Genomic DNA, 22,434 nt, shown 5'->3' with positions numbered 1-22,434 from the left:
TCAGCGATAGACCGGGAAACGCTTGGTCAGCTCGGCGACCTGCGCGCGCACGCGCTCGATCGTCGCTGCATCTTCCGGATTGTCCAGCACGTCCGCGATCAGGTTGCCCACCTGCTCCGCTTCCGCCGGACCGAAGCCGCGCGTCGTCATCGCCGGAGAACCCAGGCGCACGCCGCTCGTCACGAACGGCTTTTCCGGATCGTTCGGGATCGCGTTCTTGTTCACCGTGATGTGCGCCGCGCCCAGTGCCGCTTCCGCTGCCTTGCCCGTGATGTGCTTCGCACGCAGGTCCACCAGCATCACGTGGCTTTCCGTGCGGCCCGACACGATCCGCAGGCCACGCTTCACCAGCGTTTCTGCCAGCACGCGTGCGTTCTCGACCACCTTCTCCTGGTACGCCTTGAACTCCGGCGACAGCGCTTCCTTGAACGCCACCGCCTTGCCCGCGATCACGTGCATCAGCGGGCCGCCCTGGATGCCCGGGAAGATCGCCGAGTTGATCGGCTTCTCATACTCGGCCTTCATCAGGATCACGCCGCCGCGCGGGCCGCGCAGGCTCTTGTGCGTCGTCGTCGTCACGAAGTCCGCGTGCGGCACCGGGTTCGGGTACACGCCTGCCGCGATCAGGCCTGCGTAGTGGGCCATGTCGACCATCAGGTACGCGCCGACCGACTTCGCGATCTTCGCCAGACGTTCGAAATCGATCTTCAGCGAGAACGCCGATGCGCCCGCGACGATCAGCTTCGGCTTGTGTTCCTGCGCCAGCTTCTCGGCGGCTTCGTAGTCGATGTCTTCGTTTTCGTTCAGGCCGTAGCTCACCACGTTGAACCACTTGCCCGACATGTTCACGGGCGAGCCGTGCGTCAGGTGGCCGCCATGCGCGAGGCTCATGCCCATGATCGTGTCGCCCGGCTTGAGCATCGCGAAGAACACGCCCTGGTTCGCCTGCGAACCCGAGTTCGGCTGCACGTTCGCGGCTTCCGCGCCGAACAGCTGCTTCACGCGGTCGATCGCCAGCTGCTCGACCACATCCACGTATTCGCAGCCGCCGTAGTAGCGCTTGCCCGGATAGCCTTCGGCGTACTTGTTCGTGAGCTGCGAACCCTGCGCGGCCATCACTGCCGGGCTCGTGTAATTTTCCGACGCGATCAGCTCGATGTGATCTTCCTGGCGGCGGTTTTCCTGCTCGATCGCGGCAAAGATTTCGGGATCGACGTTCGCAATGGTGCTTTGGGCTCTGTCAAACATACGGTTTCCGTTAAGTGTGTACAGGTTGACCGGAGCGGCCGAGTACGGTGCGCTGCTGGCGGGACCAGCTCGACGTGGCGGAAGAATCCGGATGACGCGAGGCAGGACAGCCACCGGCGATGCACGCGACGGCGCACAACGGCTGCCCAGGCGAACGGCAAAAACGGCGCCCCGCGCTTCACGGTGGGATGCTCCACCTTGAACCCGAAGGGTTCTATCGCCAGTCACGCAGGGGTGATGAGCGCGTTAGTGTATTGGATGCGTCATGAATAGGCAACCGCACGGCAGTGCGCCGGAAGCAATTGGGGCCAGACTCTACGCGCCCGTGCGGGAACGCTTTGCCGCCTTGCCGCGGTGCGGCAATCTCAGTAGGCTTGCGGGATATCACTCGCTATTTTGTCATCGACCAGGAGCAGCAATGATCGTGTTCGTCACAGGCGCGTCCGCCGGCTTCGGCGCCGCCATCGCCCGTGCCTTTGTCAAGGGAGGCCACCGCGTCGTCGCGACCGCGCGCCGCAAGGATCGTCTCGATGCACTCGCCGCCGAGCTCGGCGATTCCCTTCTGCCGCTCGAGCTCGACGTACGCGATCGTGCGGCCGTCGAAGCCGTGCCGGCCGCCCTCCCCGCCGAATTCGCCGCGCTCGACGTGCTCGTCAACAACGCCGGCCTTGCACTCGGCGTCGAACCGGCCCAAAAGGCCAGCCTCGACGAATGGCACACGATGATCGACACGAACTGCACGGGGCTCGTCACGGTCACCCACGCACTGCTGCCCGGCATGATCGATCGCGGCCGCGGCCACATCTTCAATCTCGGCTCGGTCGCAGGTTCGTACCCTTATGCGGGCGGGAACGTCTACGGCGCGACCAAGGCTTTCGTCAGACAATTCAGTCTGAACCTGCGCGCGGACCTGCTGGGCACGCCGCTGCGCGTCACCGACATCGAGCCGGGCCTGTGCGGCGGCACCGAATTCTCGAACGTCCGCTATCGCGGCGACGACGCCAAAGCGGCGAACGTCTACAACAACGTCCAGCCGCTGATGCCCGAGGACATCGCCGACACGATCTACTGGATCGCGACGCGCCCGGCGCATGTCAACGTCAACACGATCGAGCTGATGCCGATCGCCCAAGCCCCCGGCGGCCCGACCGTCCACCGCGGCTGAAGCCACGCGGGCCCGGCCCTTCCGGGCCGGCCCGCGGTGTGCTACGGCATACTACATTCCGTTACGAATCGGTTACGAATCAGGCTCTTGCCTTCCGGTAGAATGCGCGCCATGACCCAGCCTACCCGCTCCCCGGAAGCGCCCTCCGGCTTCATCTGGCCGGTGCGCGTGTACTACGAGGATACCGACGCAGGCGGCATCGTCTTCTATGCCAACTACCTGAAGTTCTTCGAACGTGCCCGCACCGAGTGGCTGCGCGCATGCGGCATCGACCAGCGCCAGCTCGCCGACGATACCGACGCGATCTTCGTCGTCCGCAGCACGTCGCTCGACTACCGCGCCCCGGCGCGACTCGACGACACGCTGGCGATCACGAGCCGGCCCGGACGCATCGGCCGCGCATCGGTGGAATTCGCGCAGGAAGCCTGGTGCGGCAACACGCTGCTCGTGGCCGGACACATCCGTCTCGGCTGCGTCGACCGTACCGGCATCCGGCCCGCGGCCATCCCGCCGGCCGTGCTCGACGCCCTGCAGCGCGGGCCCGTCATCAACGACGGGCAGACTGCACTGTCAACGAAGCTCGCATGAGCGCCGTTTAGACGAAGCCTATGAACTTGCGTTTCTGATTCGATACTAAGCAAGGTTCGGCGCCAGGCATGGCCGGCGCGCCGCGCCACACGCATACCGGGCGCCCCGAAGGGACGTTACTCAAACCTCTATGAACACTTCTCAAGACCTGTCGATCATTTCCCTCGTCCTCAACGCGAGCGTGCTGGCCCAGGCCGTGATGGGGCTGCTGCTGCTGCTGTCGCTGATGTCGTGGACCTTCATCTTCCGCAAGTGGTTTGCGATCCGCCGCGCACGCGCGCAGACCGAACGCTTCGAGAAGGATTTCTGGTCGGGCGGCGACCTGCAGGCGCTGTACCAGAGCGCAGCCAACAACCGCCACACGATCGGCGCACTCGAGCGGATCTTCGAATCGGGCATGCGCGAATTCCTGAAGGCGAAGGAAAAGCGCATCAGCGATCCGGGCCTCGTGCTCGACGGTGCGCGCCGCGCGATGCGCGCGTCGTTCCAGCGTGAAATGGACGTGCTCGAAGCGAACCTCGCGTTCCTCGCGTCGGTCGGCTCGGTCAGCCCGTACATCGGTCTGTTCGGCACGGTCTGGGGGATCATGAACTCGTTCCGCGGTCTCGCGAACGTGCAGCAGGCCACGCTGGCGAACGTCGCGCCGGGCATCGCCGAGGCGCTCGTCGCCACCGCGATCGGCCTGTTCGCCGCGATTCCGGCGGTGGTCGCATACAACCGCTACGCGCACGACATCGATCGCCTCGCGATCCGCTTCGAGACCTTCATCGAAGAGTTCTCGAACATCCTGCAGCGTCAGGCCCAGTAAGGAGCGCGCCATGGCAGGAAGCCCCATCCGATCCAGCATGCGCGGCGGCCGCTCGCGCCGCGCAATGGCCGACATCAACGTCGTGCCGTACATCGACGTGATGCTGGTGCTGCTCGTGATCTTCATGGTCACCGCACCGCTCGTCGCCCCGTCGATCATCAACCTGCCGACCGTCGGCAACGCCGCGCCGCAGGAGCAGACGCCGCCCGTCGTCGTCAACATCAAGGCCGATCGCACGATGAGCGTCAAGTACAAGGGCGACTCGGGCGCGACCCAGGAAGACACGATGACGAAGGCCGAGCTCGACAGCTTCATCGTGGCCCGGCAGGCTGACCATCCCGACCAGCCGGTCGTGATCGCGGCCGACAAGACCGTGCAGTACGATGCCGTCATGACCGTGATGTCCGATCTGAAGGCGCGCGGCGTCAAGCGCGTCGGCCTCCTCGTCAAATCGCAATGAACCGGCAGCAATCCACGCGCAGCTCCGCCTACCCGCCTCAGCCTCCCCGCGAGCGCGGCACCTGGCGCGCATTCGCGCTCGCCGCGCTGATGCACGTGCTGCTCGCGCTGTTTCTGTATCACGGCGTGCAGTGGCAGAACAGCACGCCGGCCGGCGCCGAAGCCGAGCTGTGGACCGAAGTGCCCGATGTCCCCGCGCCGCGGCCCGTTGTCACGCCCGCGCCGCCCGTGAAGGTCGCGCCGCCCGCGCCCCCGGTGCGCGACGAGCAGGCCGACATCGCGCTGCAGCAGAAGAAGCGGCAGCAGGAAGCGGCCGCGCGTGAAGCGCTGCTCGAGCAGCAGCGCCGCGTGCAGCAACTGAAGGCCAAGCAGGAAGAGGAAGCCCGGCGCGCGCAGCTCGCGGCGCAGCAGGCAGCCGCACTCGCCGCGCAGAAGGCCGCGGAACGCGACAAGCAGAAGCAGGCCGACAAGCTCAAGCAACAGCAGCTCGCCGAGCAGCAGAAGCTCGAACAGCAGAAACTCCAGCAGCAGAAACAGGCGCAACTCGAAGCGCAGCAGGCGGCGAAGGCGAAGGCCGACGCAGCCGCGAAGGCAAAGGCGGAAGCCCAGGCCAAGGCGAAGGCCGAAGCCACGGCGCGCGCGAAAGCCAGTGCGGCAGCGAACGCGAAGCTCGACCGCGAGCGCAGCGCACGCCTGGCACAGATGCAGGGCCTGTCCGGCGCCGGTGAAGGCGGCGGCGAAGGCCTCGCGAAAAGCGGCACGGGCACGGGCTCAGGCGGCAATGCCGCGACGCCCGGCTATGCCGACAAGGTGCGCCGCCGCGTCAAACCGAACATCGTTTGGGGCGGCGAGCGAGCAGGCCTGACCACCGTCGTCAAGATTCGGTGCACGCCGTCCGGTGACGTATTGAGCGCATCGGTTTCCCGCTCCAGCGGGAATTCGGGGTGGGATCAAGCCGTGGTGAATGCGATCCACGCGTCGGTCCCGTTGCCGCCCGATTCTAACGGTCGTACCCCGTCGGACATTACGATTACCTTCAAGGCGGCGGAGTGAAAAGAAATGCGCTTACACTCCGGGCGTCGCTGTCGGACGGGAACGAATCGGGTATTTTTACTGTCTCTGCCGTTGCGCAGCGATCCAAGCCATACGGGAAGCAACAAGCATGAGTTTGATGACAAAGCTAGGTTTCAGGGCACTCGTGGCCTCGTGTCTGATTACGGCGGGCAGCGCCGCTAACGCCCAGGTCAACGTGCTGATCACCGGTGTCGGGTCGACCCAGTTCCCCATCGCCACGGCGAATTTCGCGAATGAGGCGAACCTGCCGCAGCAGGTCACGTCGATCGTCCGCGCCGACCTCGCCCGCAGCGGCAAATTCACCAACATCGACGCGGGCAGCACGCCCGTGCCGGAGAGCGCATCGGTCGATCTCGGCGCATGGAAGGCCAAGGGCGCGAATGCGTTCGTCGCCGGCAGCGTGAATCGCGAGGCAAACGGCCAGTACAAGGTCAACTTCATCCTGTACGACACCGTGAAGCAGCAAAGCCTCGGCGGCCTGTCCCTGACGGCCACCGACACCACGCTGCGCACGGCCGGCCACAAGATCGCCGACTACATCTACCAGAAGCTGCTCGGCGTGCGCGGCGTGTTCGCCACGCGCCTGTCGTACGTGATCAAGACCGGTAACCGCTACCAGCTGCAGATCTCGGATTCGGACGGCCAGAACGCGCGCATCGCGCTGTCGAGCACCGAACCGATCATCTCGCCGTCCTGGTCGCCGAGCGGCACGAAGGTCGCGTATGTCTCGTTCGAGCGCAAGAAGCCGATCGTCTACATCCACGACCTGCCGACCGGCCGTCGCTACATCGTCTCCGACCAGAAGGGCAACAATAGCGCACCGGCGTGGTCGCCGGACAGCAACACGCTGGCCGTCGCGCTGTCGCTGACGGGCAATACGCAAATCTATACGGTCAACTCGACGGGCGGCGGCCTGCGCCGCCTCACGCAGAGCAGCTCGATCGACACCGAGCCGTTCTACTCGCCGGACGGCCGCTGGATCTACTTCACGAGCGATCGCGGCGGCGCGCCGCAGATCTACCGGATGCCGGCACAGGGTGAAAGCGCCGGCGCCGCGCAGCGCGTGACTTTCACCGGAAGCTACAACACGAGTCCGCGCATCAGCCCGGACGGCAAGCTGCTCGCTTACATCTCCCGCACGGGTGGGGGCTTCAAGCTGTACGTTCAGGATCTGCAGAGCGGCGCGGCGAACGCCATCACGAATACGAATCGCGACGAATCGCCGAGCTTCGCGGCAAACGGCCAGTACGTTCTGTACGCTACCCAGTCGGGTGGTCGCAATGTTCTGGCAGCAGTGCCCTCCGACGGCAGCGCGCCGCCGCAAATCCTGTCCGTCCAGGGCGGCTCCGTTCGTGAGCCGTCGTGGGGGCCCTTCATGCAATGACCACAAGGAGAGTAAACATGATGTCGAATAAGGCTCGTCTGGCCCTGGCCGTGATGATGATCAGCGCGCTCGCAGCGTGCAAGTCGGGCGTGAAGCTCGACGACAAGGCAAACAACGCGGGTGCGGTCAGCACGCAGCCGAGCGCCGACAACGTCGCGCAAGTGAACGTCGATCCGCTGAACGACCCGAACAGCCCGCTCGCGAAGCGCAGCATCTACTTCGACTTCGACAGCTATTCGGTGAAGGACGAGTACCAGCCGCTGATGCAACAGCACGCTCAGTACCTGAAGAGCCACCCGCAGCGCCACGTGCTGATCCAGGGCAATACCGACGAACGCGGCACAAGCGAGTACAACCTCGCGCTGGGCCAGAAGCGTGCGGAAGCCGTCCGTCGTGCGATGGCACTGCTCGGCGTGAACGATTCGCAAATGGAAGCCGTGAGCCTCGGCAAGGAAAAGCCGCAGGCAGCGGGTCACGACGAAGCATCGTGGGCGCAGAACCGTCGCGCCGACCTCGTCTACCAACAGTAAGTAACGGAAGAATCGCCGTATGACGCATCGTGTATCCCTGCTGCGCGTTGCTGCAGCATTCTGCGTCGCCGGCGCGGCGTGGTCGGCCGCGCCGGCGCACGCCGGCGTGTTCGACGACAACGAAGCGCGCCGCGCCGTGCTCGATCTGCGCAGCAAAACCGACAACCTGGCGAGCCAGTTGTCCGCCGCCCAGCGTACGATCCTCGATCAATCCGGCCGTCTCGACCAGCTGAACCAGCAGGTCGCGACGCTGCGCGGCGAGAACGAGGACCTGACGAACCGGCTGACGACGCTCGAGCGGCAGCAGAAGGAGTACTACCAGGATCTCGACACGCGGCTCAAGAAGTTCGAGCCGCAGCAGGCGACGATCGATGGTGTCGAAGGCACCGTGCAGCCGGGTGAAACGGATGCGCTCAATGCGGCGCAGCAGCAGTTCCGCAACGGCAACTTCAAGGCGGCCGCGGCTTCGTTCCGCGCGTTCATCGCGAAGTATCCGCAGAGCCCCTACCAGCCGACCGCGCAGTACTGGTACGGCAATGCGCAATACGCGCTGCGCGACTACCGCGGCTCGACTGCAACGTGGCAAGGGATCGTCAGCAAGTTCCCGCAGCATCCGCGCGCGGCCGACGCCCTCGTGGCAATCGGCACGAACCAGCTCGAACAAGGCCAGAAGGCGGCCGCGAAGAAGACGTTCGAGCAGGTCGTGTCGCAGTACGCCGGGTCGAACGCAGCGCAGACCGCTCAGGGCAAGCTCGAGACGATCAAATAATTATCGCGGCGGGTTGTTGACAGCCTGACAACCCGTCGCTATAATTTTTTGCTCTTCGGGTCGTTGCCCAAGTTGTTGAAGCAACGAACGAACAGGTTTCAAGAACGTGGGGTGGTAACTCAGTTGGTTAGAGTATCTGACTTTTAATCAGAGAGTCGAGGGTTCGAGTCCCTCCCACCCTACCAACTATCTTTGATAGTGCAAATTAAAGCCTCCCAAGTGGAGGCTTTTTTGCGTCTGTCGCCGAGCGGCCTATGCCGCTCATTTTCACTTCACGGCCAAACGCCCATCGCGATCCCCCGCCTTGATCGCATCCCGCACATGCGCCCCCAAAGCGGGCTGAGCAACTATTGCGACGACTGTTCAGCAATTGCCTCTATCAGTGCCAAAATCACCTCGCGTTTGCGCGCGTCGAGCGCTCGAAATCCAGAGACGATCCGCCGCTCGTCTGGGTTTTCAAGCCGGGCGCTTTCTTCGCCCGTAAGCACGTACCAGACATCGACGCCAGCAAGTGCAATCGCGCTCAAGTAGTCGGAGTTCGGGCGCCTCATGCCCTTTTCGTACTGAAATTGTGCGTGTTTCTGGACCCCTCCCAGCACCGCCAGTTCAGTCTGATTCAACCCCAAACGCAATCGCTCCCTTTTTAGCCGCACTTCAAAGTCATTCATTTGATATTTTTTTCTCCTTGACAATATATCAAACGGCTCTAAACTGAAATCCAGAAGTATCCGATTGCTAGCCCCCCCCCGTAGCGGGGCGTTTGCGCGGGCCGACGCTGGCCGGGATTCCTCGATGCGGAGATTGCATGTCCCTCACCTATGAAATGTGCGGCTCGCTGTCTGTACGCGACAATTTTCGGCACTACCATGCGCAGCAATTCACTCGGACCATTGCCGAGCCCGCAGACATCTACTTCGCGACCGATGCCGTCACACGATCCCTCGTAATTCGCATTCGTGGCGCACTGACAGACGACGAAACGAAATCGGTCGACGGCGCATTGGAACAATTCTCCCAGAAATGGGCGCAGACCGGCGCAATCTTCAGGCGAGTGCGCTATGGCGAGGTGTCGTTCGTGCCTGTTGGATTCGCTTTGCACGCTGAACTGCTTAAGAAGCTCATCGATGAGCAGACTCGACTGGAAGCGCTTCTACAGCGTCAGACACGGATTCTCGAAAAGTTTCGGCCTACTGCGAGCTAGCGTACGGGCTCACCAACATTCGAGCGCCAACTGCAACGCTATGGAGTCAAACCAACGGAGGTTCAGCATGAAAGAGGTAGCGCCTTATGTCCTGACCGGAGCTCTGGCGGTGCAGGACGATTTGGAAGACGAGCAACTCGATCGAGTCTCCCGCCATCTAGGGGGTATCGCCACGGTGTATGCGAAGCACGACAAGATTGCCCACACTGTCGCATTGCGCATCTCCGGCACGCTAGTACGTGACGACGTGCGCTATATCGAGCAGCGTGTGGAGCGGTTCGCGGAGGAAAACGCCCGCGTCGCCGCGATTCTCATCAGCGAGTGGAATGGTGTGACGAGCGAGCTCGTTGTCGGTATGAACTGGGACGCACAGTGTCTGCTCAGGCTCGGCGCTGCACAGGAACAGCTCGGGAAGCTAACGGAACAGTACTTCGACTTTCTGCTGCGTATCGAACCTCCAAGTTCCCCTGTCAACGGTAGCCCGCTCGTGCGTGTCGCGATCGAAGCACAAAACGCTCAGTGTTCGACAGATAGGTTCGCTCCCTAACCCAGTCTCCGAGAGTCGCCTGTTTGAACGGCCCGGCCAAGAAAGGCCGCGCCTCATTGAATCGTTACATGTAACGCTGTATTCTTCGTTACATGTAACAGGAGGCCACAATGGCAGCTACCACTTCCGAGCGTGTTCGAATCCACCGCGAGAATCTTCGTGCTGCCGGCCTGCGCCCAATTCAGATCTGGGTGCCCGACGTCCGCCAACCGGGTTTCGCCGATGAATGCGCTCGGCAATCGCGCATGGTCCACCAGAGCATCGACGAGAATGATCTGCTCGATTTCATTGAACAGGCCACGGATCTCGGACACTCACAATGAATCGGGGGAGCATTGTCACAGTTGCGCTCCAAGGTGACTTCGGCAAGGCCCGGCCGGCGCTCGTGGTGCAGTCGGACCTGTTCGCCGAACATCCCAGTGTAACGTTGTTGCTGATGTCGAGCTCAATAGTTGATGCGCCCTTGATACGCATCACTGTTGCCCCATCCGAGCAGAACGGCTTGCGCATGCCGACCCAGATTGCCGTAGACAAAATGTTCACCGTGCGCCGCGAGAAAATCGGTCGGCCCATCGGCCACCTCGAAGATGAACTGATGGTTGCCGTCAATCGTTCGCTACTAGTTTTTCTAGGACTAGCGTAACCGAGCCGCAAAAAACATCGGGAGGGATTTCAATACAAGACACAATGCCCCCCCTCTCCGACCGCTGCATCAGTGACAGTCGGCGCTTACCGGCCTTGATCGCGACCTTTTTGTTTACCGGGGGCAACTTAACACTATGGTCGCCGTGTATACGCCTGTCAACGCCAAACCTACCCAGTTGCCACGCTGGCACGCCCTTCCTAGATTCGAACCAATGCAGCGATCCATCTGCGTGCCTTGCAAGGTCGGGGAAGCGACGCGCTTGCCGTCGTCGCTATCCGGGTACCACACCGCGTCCAACATGCGCCAAACATGAGCAAACAAGCCCGAGCCAGACTAAGCGTTGAACTCGGCCCGCTAAAGTGGGAGTGGGACGCATATTGTGCACAGCGTGGCATGACACCCAGCGAGGGTTTGCGGCAGTTCGTTGCGAAGGTCATTGCAAATGCTACAAACCGACCGCAGCCACATCAACCCCTACCGCCGCGACAAGGCCCGTGCAAACAAATTGGGATCGCGTTGACCCACGCCGAGCTGGCGCGCGTAAGGAGTGCGGCCTATCTTGACGGCTTTACGGCAAATCGATGGATTGTTGCACTGATCCGCGCATACCTTACGGACGAACCGCAGCTGGGTAACCGAGAATTGACGCTTCTCGCCGAATCAAACCAACAGCTCGCGGTAATTCGGAGGCAGCTCGGCGAGCTTGCAAGAGACGTCAACGCAAGCGGGTGTATAGACGGGCTCGATGGGGAGCAAATCCGTGCCGCGATCGACGCCCATCTACGTACCGTGGCGAAGCTGCTGCGGAGAAACCTCGATCGCTGGAGCCGGTGATATGTCCTTTCCGAGAGTCTACGTCGATGAACTTCTACTCAACTGGGGAGATCGCCTGTTTCACGATCCCCTGCGACATGTTCGGGCACTGCGTCTTTCGGAGTGGGCATTCCACCGAGACGCAATGCATCTGCGTGAGAAGCTGATGATGACACTTCGAGGCGCCCCCGAAGTGATGGTCAAGATCAGCAATAAGGCATCCGGTCCGCAGGGAATGGGCGTAGTCCGTCGTCACTTGCGGTACATTTCGCGCGACGGTTGTGTCGAACTGGAAGACCAGGACGAATGCCTGATTGCCGGAAAGCAAGCATTGGATGCTCTGCTCGAACAATGGCATGTGGGCGGATGGGGCATCCCGCAAGAAAGCAAACGCCGAGAGACGCTCAACGTGTTGCTGTCGATGCCTCCGGGTACCGACCGCCAGGCTGTATGGGACGCAGCAAGGGCATTTGCACACGATGCATTTGGCGACGGACGACCGTATGTCTTCGCGAAACACGATGACGAGCCACATCCCCACGTACATATGAGCGTTCATACGCGCGGTCCCGACGGCCGGCGGCTCAATCCACGCAAACGAGATTTGCATCAATGGCGAGAAGCCTTCGCCCAACAACTCCGCGCACACGGCGTCGACGCGAATGCGACTCCCAGAATGGTGCGCGGCCAAACTCGGCGTCTTCCAAAGCAGGCAGCCATTTGGAGGGTGCCACAAGAGATCCCAATCCGCTCGCCCGTAATCGACGACCGGACGCGCCATGCCTTGTGGAAAGCACATATCGAAACCTTGAGCGTCTGGCACGAAATTGCACACACATTGGCCAACTCCAATGCCGCTGAAGATCGGGCAATGGCGATAGGCATCGTCGAGTTCGTACAGCAAATGCCCATTTGCTCGTTGAGCCCAACGAGCATGCTGCAAGTCCCCGTCTCGCTGCCGAGGCCGGCTCAGTCGACCGAGCGAGAACGCTCGCCTGCTGTACCGAATCTGCAACCGGACAGAAGTCTCCTGCCATCGTTAGATGTTGAGCGCTAATGACTGACCGCCACAAGCGGCATAATCCGGATGCCGTATCGTGCGCCCACTGTATGCCGCGCGTCCCGCTCCTGGAATCCAACGCAATTCTCGGTGATACGCGACCGATACTTGGACGCCCCAAAATGGGAACTCCGGTTAGCCTCACAACATGCGCTGCCCCTATTGCGAACAAGCCCGTGACACGCAAGGCATCAGAGATGGAAGCCACTGATGAAGCGCCAAGCAGCTATCCGTAGCGATCGGTCAGTTCGTTGACACCGACGTCGCCGCCGCAACCGGCACCTGCGCCACGACCGCGCGCGGCGCACGCAACCGAACGCCGACTTCGACGAGCAGATCGCCGTTCGGCACGCCGGCGGTCCCTGCCGGACGATTCAGCGCACGTGCTCCCCGACCGGTCGCTGCGTGAACCGAGTTGCCCGGCAATCACCGCGACGGATGTGTCGCTGTGGCGGGTGACGTACACACGCTTGTCGTCCGGTATGACTGCGATCCGAATGGCCCGTTATGGCCCCTGATGACGGCCGGAGCATTGGTCGCCGCGGACGCGGTCGGAACGGGCACAGTCTGCGCGCACGCGTCGGCCGCCAGCATCGCAATTCGCGGAAAACACGGCCCGATGCAGCACGCGCAACTTGAAATCGACTGTCACTCCTTGGCTCCTGGAAGAGAGGCATACAGCGTCGAACGAAGCGTCAGCGCACGCTCACGTCCCGCAGCACCGCGCCATATCCCGCATACAGATTGCCGTCGGGCAACAACCGCCGCTCGGCAAGCTGTCGATGCACGACCGGCAGGTGATGGAACGGCATCCGCGCGAACAGGTGATGTTCGATATGAAAATGAATCGCGTGCGGGCCGAACAGGAACGTCTGCCACGAACGCCGGACGATCGTGCGCGCGTTGCGGCTCTGGTCGGCACAGGCCGGCAGCCCCGCATGCTCGAAGATCGCGCGCACCTGCCCGGCGAGCGGCAGCAGCGTGACGGACGGCACGATCCACAACGTGACGTACAGCAGCGGATGTCCAGCCCATGCGAGCGCGCCGAACAGCGCACCGTTGCCGGCCAGCATCGACGCGACTTCCCACGCGGCGTACGCACGCGACTTCCCGACCTTCGGCATTGCATGCGCAAATGCGCCGCGGGCGAGCTTCACGACGCTCGTCACGTAGCCGATCCCGCATGCGTACGCGAGCAGGCGGCCGATCAACCGCCCGCGCGTCACCGGATAGTCGTGCACGCCGAACAGCAGCGCGACGGGATCGTCCGGCTCCATCGGAGCGCGATGGTGTTTCAGATGGCCGGCACGATACGTCCGCAGCGACAACCACAGCGGGCCGGCCGCGAACAGTTGGCCCAGCGCGTCGTTGACGTGCCGGTTCCGTGCCAGCAAACCGTGCGCACCTTCATGCATCATGACCGCGAGCGCAAGCTGGCTGCGCGCGATCACGATCGCTGCCAACGCGTACACGAGCGGATGCGCAAACACGATCGCAACCGCGAACGCGGCGGCAATCATCAGCCAGTCACCTGCCAGCGCTGCGCCGACGCGCGATGCGCTCACGCGAAACAACGCCGGATCGGGCACGAACCGCGCAAGCCCGGCATTCGGCCCGGCTTGGTGAACACGGGTATCCGTCACGCGAGCCTCCCGCGCAGCGATCGCCGCTCGACCCACAGCGCACTGACCATCGCGAGTGCCACGCCACCCAGCACATCGGCCACGGTATGCTGCTTGAGCGTCAGCGTCGACGTGCAGATCAGCAGGCCGACCGCCACGGTCACGAGCCGTCGCCGGTCCGCCAGCATCCGGCAGGCAAGGCACGTCACCGCGACATGCAGGCTCGGAAAACCATTGGCCGCGAGATCGAGCTGCCACATGCGCGCAAGACGATGACGCACGAACGTGTTGCCGATCTCCGCGACGTCGGGCCGCGGCACCGCCTCCGGAAACAGCAGGAAACACACGACACCGAGCACGAACGCGATCAGCACGGCCTCCTTGAACGCGGCGAACGCGGGCGGCCGCGCATACGCGGCAAGCGCAATCACGAACGGGAAGAAGCCGACATAGACAAACCACGACCACGCGATGAACGGAATCCGCGCATCGATCGACGTGGCAAACACGAAGCGCGGCGTGACGCTGCGCTCCAGCAGAAAGAAGATCGCGAGGCCGGCTGCCATGCCGAACGTCGCGGCCAGCATCTGCCGGATGTCGGGCCGGCGATCGTCACGAAACGACAGCGAATTCATCGGGGTGCCGGCGCCTCGCATCGCGTCTCCGTACCGGCCGCCTTCGCATGCGGCAGCAACGCGAGGAGGCGTGACGTCCAAGCGTCCACACGCGCACGTGCATGCTCGCGGCCGGCGATCGTCCCTGCCCGCGTACCGGAGTGGCGCATCAGTTCGGCGGCAGCCTGCCCGACTTCCCGCCGGAACGCGGCCGCGTCGCCGCGCCACGTGACGACGCGATGCACGAGTTGCAGTTGCGCGGCGCGCGCGGCGTTGCTCGCCTGCTCGGGCTGGTCGGACTGCACGAGCAGGATCGGGCGGTGATACACGTGTGCGATCGACAGCGCGGCCATGCCGGGTGCCGACACGATCAGCGGAGCATGGGCGGCGCGCGTCACCCAGTCGGCGTCGACGCCGGTCCAGCCGTCGTGCCCGGCATAGCCTTCGCCCACGCGATGGGTGGCGAGCCCCGCGTCGCGCATGCCGGCGGACAACGCATCGGCGAGCGCGATATCGCGAAAGTGCGGGTTCAGATAGATGGCGGCTGCAGCCGGCTCCGAAGCCGGCCGCTCGGCGACGATCGGCACCGGCGTCGGCAGCCGGCAATGCGTGCGCGATCGCCGGACGTCATCGGCGGCATCGTATGCAAAATCGTGTTCGATGCAGCACCGCGCCGAATCGATCTGCCAGTCGACGATCCGTGCAAATGCACGCGCCAGTGCGCGCGGCAGACGTGCGTCGAAATTCGCGGTCAACGCGCGGCGCAGGCTGCCGCCGTACACGTGGACGATGCGGCGTCGCCAACCCGGCATCGCGCCCATGAACAGCAGCGCCGGATGAAACGAGTCGTTGATCACGAGATCGGCATCGCGGACGATCGCACCCAGCCGCGCGATGTCACGCGACATGCGCGTCGGCCTGAACACGTAGTGCGCGACATTGCGATCGGTCGCGTCGCGCAGCATGTTCTGCCGTTCGTCGAACTGCACCGCGTAGTGACGGGACAGCACGGCCGCGTCGATGTCGAACGCAGCCAGGAACGCCTGCCCCGCATCGGACGTCGTCAGCACGTCGACCTGCGCGCCGGCCGCACGCAGCGCATGCACGAGCAGTTGCGCGCGCATCAGGTGGCCGCGTGCGTCGGCCGTCGCGAGATAGACGATTCGCGGCATCATGCGCGCGGACGAAGCGACTGGAACCAGCCGGCCGCGACCATCGCCAGCGCACCCGTCACGCCGAAACCGGCTTCGATCGCGCGGATCTCGTCCAGCAACGCGGCGAGATGCGCTGCCTCGGACGGCGCAACCAGACGGCGCAGCGTGTCCGAGCAGAGCCGGACATGCCGCGTCTCGTCGGCGAGCACGCGCGAGAGCAGCGGGTACAACGGATGTGCATCGCCGATCGTCGCGCAGTGACGCGCGAGCACACGCATCGCCATCTGTTCCGCACACAGGCCCGTCGCATAGGCCGGCACGAGCACGCCTTGCGAGAAATGCGGCGCATGGCGCTGCGCGAGCCGGCGCCATCGCATGATCTTGCGCCGGCTCAACCAGTCGGGCTCATGCGGTGCAGTCGACGGCGCGACACCGCGCTCGCGCAGCGCATCGGCGAACGCCGCGGCGTGGCGACGCTCGTCCGCGAGGTGCTGCTCGATCCGCGGCGCAAGCCAGTCCGGTGGCTGTCCGGTCCAGTCCTCGTGCAACGCGCACTCGGTCGCTTCCTCGCCGATCAGGTACATGCGCAGCACCCAGCGCTCGCCATGTGTACTGCGATGCAACTGCCGGATCGCCGCCCGCTTGAGGCGATCGACGAGGTATGCGCGCACCCGCGCCGCCCCGCGCGGCACGGGCGCATCGAGACAATCGAAACGTGCATCGTGCGCTGCCTGCGGCGACGCCGGCAGTTCGCCTGCCGCGCTCATGCCGGCTCGCCTCGTGCAGCCGCAGATTTCGTTGCAGCCGCCGCAGCGCCGGCAGGATCGCGACGCCATCCGAGGATCAGGCCGATGAAGCTTTCCTGCATGAACGCGTGCGCGGATGCGGTCGCCCCCGCAAATGCTTCCTTGCGGCCGTTCACGCGCAGATAGCCGCTGCCGTCACGCGCGCCGAATTCGATCCGGTCGTTCTTCCTGAAGCCGCGCGCGAGCATATCCTTCACCAGCGCGCTGCCGTCCAGGCCGAACAGGAACAGCTCGCGCTGGGCGACCCACACCGGAATGTGATTGCTCAGCGCATCGAAACGAATCGTCCACGTGCCGGCTGCGAGTGCGCGATCGACGTCGGCATCGTGCGGCGCGTTCGACGTAAAGCTCGCACGCGCGACCGACTTCGTCAGGCCGCCGACGCCAAGCCCAATCGTGATGTCATCCGCGGACGGCTGCTTCGGATCGGTCGCGCTCACCTTCACGAGATGCCGCGCGAGCCGCGATGCAAGCGACGGATGCGCGAACAGTGCCAGCGTTTCGTTCGGCGTGAGCACGTCGCGCTCGCCGTCGCCCTCCTTCACCCGCACGCGATACGGATCGATCCGGACATCGGTGAACGTGCCGCGCACGGGCGCATGGACGTACACGTCGCGGTCCCATTTCGCGCCGTCGCGACGCAGCAGCACGTGCACGCTCAGCGGCACGCGCCGGCCGTCGCCGTCGACGCCCGTGCCCTGCAGCAGCATGTCGCCGAGCACGTCCTTCGTGCGGCGGGTCTCGTCGCTCGAGAAGACGATCGCGTGCGCATCGGTATCGATACTCGCGTGAACGTCCGGCGCATCGAGCGCGATGCGATTGCAGTCCGCGGCGGCCGCGTTCGCGAACGGGCAGCCGCTTTGCGATGCGAAGTGGTAGATCCCGCGCCCCGCATGGTCGACCGGCGCGGCATGGGCGCCGGCGCTGGCGGCAAACAGGGCGAGGCAGGCAACACAGGTGGCGAGAGAGGACATGGTCGTGGTCAGGATGGATGGAGGGTATCGGCGTGTCATGGCCGCGCATGATGCGCGGCGCCGGTTCAATGACGGTGATAGGAGAGCGCTTCGAGATCGCGCCGCGCCGATGCACGCCCGGCGAGACCAAAACCGCGCGCGAGTGCGCCGAGCGTATCGACGGCGGACGCCGCGATCGTGACGCCGACGGCCGCGAGATAGCGGGCAGCGCCCAGTCGCGGCAACTGCTGGCGATTGAGCGCGCGCAGGCTGTAGCCGAGCCGCATCGCCATCACGCAGAACGGGCCGAGCGGGCCGCTGCGGCCGAGCCACTGCCAGCCGCGCGGCAGGTACGCGTTCACGAGATACGGCGTCAGGCCGACGCTGTCCTCGCCGCGCATCCAGCGCAGCTTCAGCGATTCGCGTTGCGTGTCCGGCAGCCGATGTTCGGTGTGTGCAGCCGGCGCGAACTCGACGGCCACGCCGGCCGCCTGCATCCGCAGCCCCATCACCTGGCAATGCGCGCGATAGACGCCGTTGAGCGGCTCGTAGCGGAATCGCGCGAACACGTCGCGCCGGAACGCGACGTTGTTCGCGTAGAAATTGCGCGTCGCACCGTCACGCAGCGGGCTCGGGAAATACATGAAATCGATCGACGTCAGCGCGATGCCGAGCACGTTCGGCGCATAGCTGGTGCGCCCTGCCACAGCGACGGGCGCATCGCCCGCTTCGCGCGCGAACGGTGCGAGCAGGTGCTCGAGCCAGTCGTCGGCCGGCCGGCAATCGGCATCGCCGAACACGACGATGTCGCAGCGGGCCGTGTCGACGTGGTCGAACCCGTCGTTCTTCGCATCGTAGTAGCCGGTGCTCGCGCCGATCTCGACGAAGTCGATCGGGCGGCCGGCCAGCGCGGCGATCTCCGCGCACGCATCGGCCGGCAGGCCGTCGTGCGTGATGATCCATTGCGCGAGTGCCGTGGGCGGCACGGTCTGCTTCGACAGCGCCGAGACGAGGCGCTTCAGGCTGTCGACGGCCTGCACGAGCCCCGCGCCGCCGCGCAGGTTGTTCGTCTCCAGCACGAGCGCGGCCTGCGCCGCCACGGCGCAGGCCGCCGCGCGGGTGTGCCGCGTGGTTTCTGTGAAGTCTGGCATCCGGAATATCTCCATCGTCATGCGCACCGGCATGGATGAAACGAATGGGCGGGGAGCCCACCGCGCATCGGCGAATGCGGGTCGCCCGCGACCATCGTCGCAAAACGGGCAGCCTGGAAGGCGCCCGCTTCGCGTGCCGTCACTCCTGGACGGACGGCGCCGATTCGGCGTCGGGATAGCGCGACTTCGCGTTCTGCAGGTCGCGCGTGTTCTTCTGCACGGCGACCGAGCCGAACAGCGCGAGCACGAACGACATCGCGTAGAAGCCCTTTTCGCTCAACTGCAGCGTCGCGTTGAAGAGGCCGACGACCAGCAACGCGATCGACAGCAGCAGCGCGATCCAGCTGAGGCCGTAGTAGATGCCGGTGACGGGAATGCCTTCCGCGCGATCGCGGACGCTCTTCTGCAGCGAGATGGCCGCATAGAGACCGAACACCAGCACGGTGAAGTAGTAGCCCTTCTCGTTGAGCTGCATGCCGGCGTTCCAGAGACCGATCAGGAATGCCGCGAAACCGGCGAGCAGCGCGGCCCACGACGCGGCCACAAACGCGAACGACGGCTGCTGGATGGTGGTCTGGTTCATTGCTTTGCCCTCTCTTTCTTTTTGTTCGAAATCGTTTTCGTTGAACTGCGTTTCGCGCATGGTAGCAGCTTTGGCGCGTGCCACGACAGCCTCGCTTGCAGTCTTACATGCCGCGCTGCGCCCGCCGCCAGCGTCCCGGCGTCGTGCCGAGCACAGCGCGAAACGCCTTGCCGAAGGCGGCTTCGGACTGGTAGCCGACCGCCTGGCCTATTTCCGCCTGCCCGCGCTGCGTGTCCTGCAGCAGCGCGCACGCGTGCATCATCCGGATCTGCGCGACGAACGCGCCGACGCTCATCCCGGCCCGCTCGCGGAAATGCCGTGCGTACGTCGCGCGCGACATCGCGGAGGCGTCGCCGAGCGACTCGACCGTCCACGGTTTCTCCGGCGCCTGCAACACGGCCTGGACCGACGGGCCAAGCCGCGCGTCGGCCGCCAGCGCCAGCCAGCCGGACGGCACGCGCGCACCCCGACCGTATGCGCGCAACGCGTACGCGAGCAGCGCCTGGCCGAGCGCGTTCACGATCGCGCCGGCGCCCGGCTGCCCGTTCGACGCCTCGGTGCGCAGCACGCTCGTCAGCAGTTGCAGCGGCGCGAACCCCGACGCGTCGCGCAACCCGACATGCAGCACGTGCGGCAGCGTGCGCATCAGCAGTTCGCCCGCGCCGCGCGCATAGACGAACCGCCCGCACAGCAGGTCCACGCTCGCACCGCCCGGTTCGGCCGGATCGAGATTCGACTTGACCGGCAGCACCGCGCCGCCGCCGGCGCCCTGCTCGCGCAGCGCCGCAGCCGGCCGCGACCGGCCGGCTCCTGCGTCGAGCAGGTCGTGCGCGCCACCCGCGGGCAGCAGCACGAAATCGCCGTCGGCGAGCTGCAGCGTGCGCCCGTCCGCGGTACGCAGCCGGCAGGTTCCGGCCAGCACCAGGTGAAACGCCGCCTCGCCGGACGGCAGCGGGTCATGCTGCATCGCGAACGGCCCGTCGAGCAGGCAGCGAACGTCGAGCTCGACATGACTGCGGCCCAGCGACAGGAGTTGACTCAACGCATCCATGAGACGATCGCGCTAAAAATTGACACTCTAGCGTATCGAAACCCTCAGCGCGAGCGATCAGAATAGCCCTGCATCGCCCGAGATCGCGGCATCCGCCGCCCTCCTCACCCCTACTCGAAAGGACGCATCATGCTGAACTGGAACGAATACCGGAAGGAACTCTCGACGCGCATCGGCGAGATCGCCAAGCTGTCGCCCGATACGCTGGCCGGCTACAAGGCGCTGTCGGGCGCCGGCGCCAAGACGGGCCATCTCGACGCGAAGACGCGCGAATTGATCGCGCTCGCGGTCGCCGTCACGACGCGCTGCGACGGCTGTATCGCCGTGCACACCGCGGAGGCGGCCAAGCATGGCGCGACCAAGGAGGAAGTGGCGGAAGCGCTCGGCGTCGCGATTGCGCTGAACGCGGGTGCGGCGCTCGTCTATTCGGCGCGTGTGATGGACGCGCTCGGCGAGTGAGCTCGACGGCCGCGGCGCTGCCGTCGCGTGGCGGCGTCCGGTCGGATTGGCCGCAGGCCACCCGGTTGCGCATCGCGCATCCGGGCAGGCAAGGCAATCGATGTATGACGATTGGCCGGCGTACCTGCCCGAATGACTGGCCGCGTGCGCCCAGGCACGGACGCGCCGCGAAGTCGGCTACCATGCGCGAACGATCCATCGTGAAGGAGCGCTCCATGTGCCGCTGGCTCGCCTATACGGGTAATCCGATTCATCTCGAGACCGTACTGTTCCGCGCGAAGCATTCGCTGATCGACCAGAGCCTGCATTCGGAGCTGGGGGCGACGACCACCAACGGCGACGGCTTCGGCATCGGCTGGTACGGGCGCCCCGACGAACTTCCGTTCCGCTACCGCTCCGTGCATCCCGCGTGGAACGACCGCAACCTGCGCGAAGCCGCACGCGCGATCCGCTCGCGGATGTTCATCGCGCACATCCGCGCGGCCACCGACACCCCCGTGCAGGAAACCAACTGCCACCCGTTCCGCCACGGCCGCTGGCTGTTCGCGCACAACGGGCTGATCCGCGACTTCCACAAGCTGCGCCGCGACCTGACGATGAAGGTCGATCCCGCGCTGTTCCCGACGCTCGAAGGCTCGACCGACTCCGAACTGATGTTCCGTCTCGCGCTGACCTACGGCCTCGAGCAGACGCCGCTGCCGGCGCTCGAGCGGATGGTCGGCGTGGTGGAAGAAACCGCCGGACGGCATCGCGTGGCCGACCCGCTCAACATGACGATCTGCGCGACCGACGGTGATCGGATCATCGCGGTGCGCTATTCGAGCGAACGGCAGTCGCGCTCGCTGTTCCACAGCACGTCGTTCAAGCACCTGCACGAGTTGTATCCGCACAACCCGCGCATCGCCGAAGCCGGCGACGACGCGTTCATGGTCGTGTCCGAGCCGCTCGTCGACTTGCGGGGCGCGTGGGACGAAGTGCCGGAGAGCACGGCGATCGTCGCGCAGGGCGCCGATGTGCAGCAGCGGCCGTTCGGGCCGCGGCACAAGTAGCGCACTGCAGTCCTGGCGAAATCGAGCGTATTCCGGGGCCGAATACTTCAGCGCGATAAGGCAATTGCGGAGATCCGGCTTTTAAGCGCCGGTGCTCAGTCCCGCCGAAGCAATCGGCAAGGGATGCCAATTATTGTCCGACAAATACGATCGGGTAACGCGCGCCTGATAATTCCCCAATTCGATAATGAGCGACGGAGCCATCTATCGAAAGCGGACCCGTTGCACTACCGTGGTTTTCGCCGAATAAAAATTTAATACTCTTGCGATTTCGCTCCACCGCGAAACCAGGACGAAAATCGGCCCACGGTCGAGAACATATTGCGAGGAATTTCTGCGCCCCTTCGAAGGCAACCGTCGCCGTTCCTCCAACGATTCCGACGCAAATCGTTCGCTCCCGTTGCCCGCATGGCGCCGGGTCTGATCGGGATGTACCGTAAATTTAGTGGAGCGACGAAACGGGGGCGATCATTCTACGCATATCCCCCCCCTTCGACGACACGTGATTATTTCCAATTATTACGACGAATCGACGATCGTTAAGCTCTCAACAGAAAGTAAATCTATAATTTGATCCGAATCCTTGAAGGACCGTATCGACGTCTTCTTCAAGGGTTTGGATGTCACGCGCCTTGAAGGCCAGCCACTCATATTTCATCTTGTGCCACAGTTTCTCGATGCGATTGAGCTCCGGGCTGTA

The 22,434-nt window shown here is 64.5% G+C and carries 26 protein-coding genes, 1 tRNA gene and 1 riboswitch; of the genes, 17 read left to right on the top strand and 10 right to left on the bottom strand.

The window, feature by feature from the left end; genetic code table 11:
* Positions 1 to 1,248: a serine hydroxymethyltransferase gene (glyA, locus tag CFB82_RS04260; RefSeq protein WP_048026689.1), complete on the bottom strand. Its 1,248-nt coding sequence runs from the start codon at positions 1,246 to 1,248 to the stop codon at positions 1 to 3.
* Positions 1,249 to 1,385: 137 nt separating this feature from the next.
* A riboswitch (ZMP/ZTP riboswitch) is annotated at positions 1,386 to 1,486 on the bottom strand.
* A 180-nt stretch (positions 1,487 to 1,666) separates the two neighbouring features.
* Here glyA and CFB82_RS04250 point away from each other — a divergent pair.
* From CFB82_RS04250 to CFB82_RS04210, 9 genes are all read left to right on the top strand, one after another.
* Entirely contained in the window at positions 1,667 to 2,413 is a 747-nt protein-coding gene (locus CFB82_RS04250) for an SDR family NAD(P)-dependent oxidoreductase (RefSeq protein ID WP_089445009.1), read from the top strand.
* Positions 2,414 to 2,515: 102 nt separating this feature from the next.
* Complete coding sequence (ybgC, locus tag CFB82_RS04245; RefSeq protein ID WP_089445008.1) at positions 2,516 to 3,001, top strand: tol-pal system-associated acyl-CoA thioesterase; 486 nt, start codon at positions 2,516 to 2,518, stop codon at positions 2,999 to 3,001.
* A 130-nt stretch (positions 3,002 to 3,131) separates the two neighbouring features.
* Positions 3,132 to 3,809 (top strand): protein TolQ, encoded by a 678-nt coding sequence (tolQ, locus tag CFB82_RS04240; protein ID WP_021157170.1) that lies wholly within the window; start codon positions 3,132 to 3,134, stop codon positions 3,807 to 3,809.
* Positions 3,810 to 3,819: 10 nt separating this feature from the next.
* Positions 3,820 to 4,269, top strand: coding sequence for a protein TolR (gene tolR / locus CFB82_RS04235; RefSeq protein WP_011351075.1), 450 nt, complete (start codon positions 3,820 to 3,822; stop codon positions 4,267 to 4,269).
* Positions 4,266 to 5,321, top strand: a complete 1,056-nt coding sequence (tolA, locus tag CFB82_RS04230) for a cell envelope integrity protein TolA (protein WP_089483515.1) — start codon at positions 4,266 to 4,268, stop codon at positions 5,319 to 5,321. Before tolR ends, tolA begins: the two co-directional genes overlap by 4 nt.
* 109 nt (positions 5,322 to 5,430) lie before the next feature.
* A complete protein-coding gene (tolB, locus tag CFB82_RS04225; protein WP_069247241.1) occupies positions 5,431 to 6,726 on the top strand; it encodes a Tol-Pal system beta propeller repeat protein TolB in 1,296 nt (431 codons plus the stop codon).
* Positions 6,727 to 6,743: 17 nt separating this feature from the next.
* On the top strand, positions 6,744 to 7,256 hold the full coding sequence (gene pal / locus CFB82_RS04220; RefSeq protein WP_011351072.1) for a peptidoglycan-associated lipoprotein Pal: 513 nt from the start codon (positions 6,744 to 6,746) through the stop codon (positions 7,254 to 7,256).
* Positions 7,257 to 7,275: 19 nt separating this feature from the next.
* Entirely contained in the window at positions 7,276 to 8,025 is a 750-nt protein-coding gene (ybgF, locus tag CFB82_RS04215) for a tol-pal system protein YbgF (protein WP_039361280.1), read from the top strand.
* A 108-nt stretch (positions 8,026 to 8,133) separates the two neighbouring features.
* Positions 8,134 to 8,210 (top strand) — tRNA-Lys (locus CFB82_RS04210).
* A gap of 162 nt (positions 8,211 to 8,372) precedes the next feature.
* Here CFB82_RS04210 and CFB82_RS04205 read toward each other — a convergent pair.
* The gene (locus tag CFB82_RS04205; RefSeq protein WP_071333988.1) at positions 8,373 to 8,693 is read right to left on the bottom strand and encodes a helix-turn-helix domain-containing protein; all 321 of its coding nucleotides are present in this window, start codon (positions 8,691 to 8,693) and stop codon (positions 8,373 to 8,375) included.
* 137 nt (positions 8,694 to 8,830) lie between these two features.
* Between CFB82_RS04205 and CFB82_RS04200 the strand changes: the two genes are divergently transcribed.
* The 6 genes from CFB82_RS04200 (at position 8,831) to CFB82_RS04175 (ending at position 12,289) form a co-directional block, all read left to right on the top strand.
* Positions 8,831 to 9,226, top strand: coding sequence for a hypothetical protein (locus CFB82_RS04200; protein WP_071333987.1), 396 nt, complete (start codon positions 8,831 to 8,833; stop codon positions 9,224 to 9,226).
* A 67-nt stretch (positions 9,227 to 9,293) separates the two neighbouring features.
* Positions 9,294 to 9,773 carry a hypothetical protein gene (locus tag CFB82_RS04195; RefSeq protein ID WP_089483536.1) on the top strand — a complete coding sequence of 160 codons (480 nt, stop codon included), beginning with the start codon at positions 9,294 to 9,296 and terminating at the stop codon, positions 9,771 to 9,773.
* 110 nt (positions 9,774 to 9,883) lie between these two features.
* Positions 9,884 to 10,096 (top strand): antitoxin MazE family protein, encoded by a 213-nt coding sequence (locus CFB82_RS04190; protein ID WP_012327974.1) that lies wholly within the window; start codon positions 9,884 to 9,886, stop codon positions 10,094 to 10,096.
* Positions 10,093 to 10,416 (top strand): type II toxin-antitoxin system PemK/MazF family toxin, encoded by a 324-nt coding sequence (locus CFB82_RS04185; RefSeq protein WP_069247237.1) that lies wholly within the window; start codon positions 10,093 to 10,095, stop codon positions 10,414 to 10,416. The genes CFB82_RS04190 and CFB82_RS04185 overlap by 4 nt, the downstream gene beginning before the upstream one ends.
* A gap of 519 nt (positions 10,417 to 10,935) precedes the next feature.
* Positions 10,936 to 11,253 (top strand): hypothetical protein, encoded by a 318-nt coding sequence (locus CFB82_RS44520; protein ID WP_373558734.1) that lies wholly within the window; start codon positions 10,936 to 10,938, stop codon positions 11,251 to 11,253.
* A 1-nt stretch (position 11,254) separates the two neighbouring features.
* A complete protein-coding gene (locus CFB82_RS04175; protein WP_089483513.1) occupies positions 11,255 to 12,289 on the top strand; it encodes a relaxase/mobilization nuclease domain-containing protein in 1,035 nt (344 codons plus the stop codon).
* A 698-nt stretch (positions 12,290 to 12,987) separates the two neighbouring features.
* On the opposite strand, the gene CFB82_RS04170 is transcribed toward CFB82_RS04175, so the two are convergent.
* From CFB82_RS04170 to CFB82_RS04135, 8 genes are all read right to left on the bottom strand, one after another.
* Entirely contained in the window at positions 12,988 to 13,935 is a 948-nt protein-coding gene (locus CFB82_RS04170) for a fatty acid desaturase family protein (protein WP_089483512.1), read from the bottom strand.
* Positions 13,932 to 14,549, bottom strand: a complete 618-nt coding sequence (locus tag CFB82_RS04165) for a phosphatase PAP2 family protein (RefSeq protein ID WP_069249224.1) — start codon at positions 14,547 to 14,549, stop codon at positions 13,932 to 13,934. Before CFB82_RS04165 ends, CFB82_RS04170 begins: the two co-directional genes overlap by 4 nt.
* Positions 14,546 to 15,703, bottom strand: a complete 1,158-nt coding sequence (locus CFB82_RS04160) for a hypothetical protein (RefSeq protein WP_089483511.1) — start codon at positions 15,701 to 15,703, stop codon at positions 14,546 to 14,548. The genes CFB82_RS04165 and CFB82_RS04160 overlap by 4 nt, the downstream gene beginning before the upstream one ends.
* Positions 15,700 to 16,449 (bottom strand): hypothetical protein, encoded by a 750-nt coding sequence (locus tag CFB82_RS04155; protein ID WP_089483510.1) that lies wholly within the window; start codon positions 16,447 to 16,449, stop codon positions 15,700 to 15,702. Before CFB82_RS04155 ends, CFB82_RS04160 begins: the two co-directional genes overlap by 4 nt.
* Complete coding sequence (locus tag CFB82_RS04150) at positions 16,446 to 17,462, bottom strand: hypothetical protein (protein WP_256990277.1); 1,017 nt, start codon at positions 17,460 to 17,462, stop codon at positions 16,446 to 16,448. Before CFB82_RS04150 ends, CFB82_RS04155 begins: the two co-directional genes overlap by 4 nt.
* Before the next feature lie 65 nt (positions 17,463 to 17,527).
* A complete protein-coding gene (locus tag CFB82_RS04145; protein ID WP_089483508.1) occupies positions 17,528 to 18,592 on the bottom strand; it encodes a glycosyltransferase in 1,065 nt (354 codons plus the stop codon).
* A gap of 139 nt (positions 18,593 to 18,731) precedes the next feature.
* The gene (gene yiaA, locus CFB82_RS04140) at positions 18,732 to 19,175 is read right to left on the bottom strand and encodes an inner membrane protein YiaA (protein ID WP_089483535.1); all 444 of its coding nucleotides are present in this window, start codon (positions 19,173 to 19,175) and stop codon (positions 18,732 to 18,734) included.
* 103 nt (positions 19,176 to 19,278) lie between these two features.
* The gene (locus CFB82_RS04135) at positions 19,279 to 20,226 is read right to left on the bottom strand and encodes a cupin domain-containing protein (RefSeq protein ID WP_089483507.1); all 948 of its coding nucleotides are present in this window, start codon (positions 20,224 to 20,226) and stop codon (positions 19,279 to 19,281) included.
* Between the two features lie 129 nt (positions 20,227 to 20,355).
* On the opposite strand from CFB82_RS04135, the gene CFB82_RS04130 reads away from it, so the two are divergent.
* A complete protein-coding gene (locus CFB82_RS04130; RefSeq protein WP_011351062.1) occupies positions 20,356 to 20,685 on the top strand; it encodes a carboxymuconolactone decarboxylase family protein in 330 nt (109 codons plus the stop codon).
* Between the two features lie 215 nt (positions 20,686 to 20,900).
* Entirely contained in the window at positions 20,901 to 21,734 is an 834-nt protein-coding gene (locus CFB82_RS04125; RefSeq protein ID WP_089483506.1) for a class II glutamine amidotransferase, read from the top strand.
* The last annotated feature ends 700 nt before the right edge of the window (positions 21,735 to 22,434 follow it).

Source organism: Burkholderia sp. HI2714 (assembly GCF_002223085.1).
GTDB lineage: Bacteria > Pseudomonadota > Gammaproteobacteria > Burkholderiales > Burkholderiaceae > Burkholderia > Burkholderia lata_D.
The sequence above is the reverse complement of the archived record's forward strand: the minus strand, read 5'-3'. Positions and strand labels throughout refer to the sequence as shown.